Origin of the sequence: Xanthomonas sp. SHU 166, assembly GCF_000364685.1 — a bacterium.
Classification (GTDB): Bacteria; Pseudomonadota; Gammaproteobacteria; order Xanthomonadales; family Xanthomonadaceae; genus Xanthomonas_A; species Xanthomonas_A sontii.
This window is the reverse complement of the sequence record NZ_AQOJ01000886.1, coordinates 1-466: the sequence shown is the minus strand read 5'-3', so window position 1 is coordinate 466 and position 466 is coordinate 1. Positions and strand designations below refer to the sequence as shown.

At 74.7% G+C, this 466-nt stretch carries 1 protein-coding gene; it reads left to right on the top strand.

Features of this window, described 5'->3' with window-relative positions:
• Positions 1-466, top strand: a 466-nt coding sequence (locus tag D180_RS20040) for an alpha/beta fold hydrolase (RefSeq protein WP_017914169.1), incomplete at both ends; no start/stop codon positions are given.

The following is a 466-nucleotide window of genomic DNA, read 5'->3' as shown; positions in this document are numbered from 1 at the left end:
GGCTGCGCGCCATTACCTGCCGTTCGCCGAAGCGCTGGCCGCGCACGGCGTCGCGGCGTTCCTGCACGAATGGCGCGGCAACGGCAGCAGCACGCTGCGGCCGTCGCGGCAATGCGACTGGGGCTATCGCGCCCTGCTGCAACTGGATCTGCCCGCCAGCCAAGCGGCGATCGCCGGGTGCGGGATCGCGGCACCGCTGCTCGTCGGCGGCCACAGCCTCGGCGGACAGCTCGCCTGCTGCTACGCCAGCCTGCAGCCGCAGGCCTTCGCCGCGCTGTGGCTGGTCGCCAGCGGCACGCCGTACTGGCGCCGGTTCCCCGCGCCGCGCGGTTATCTGCTGCCGTTGGCGTACCGTCTGCTGCCATGGCTGGCGCAGCGGCAGGGCGTGCTGCATGGTCGCCGCCTGGGCTTCGGCGGTACCGAAGCGCGCGGCCTGATCGCCGACTGGGCGCGCGTGGGCCGCGGC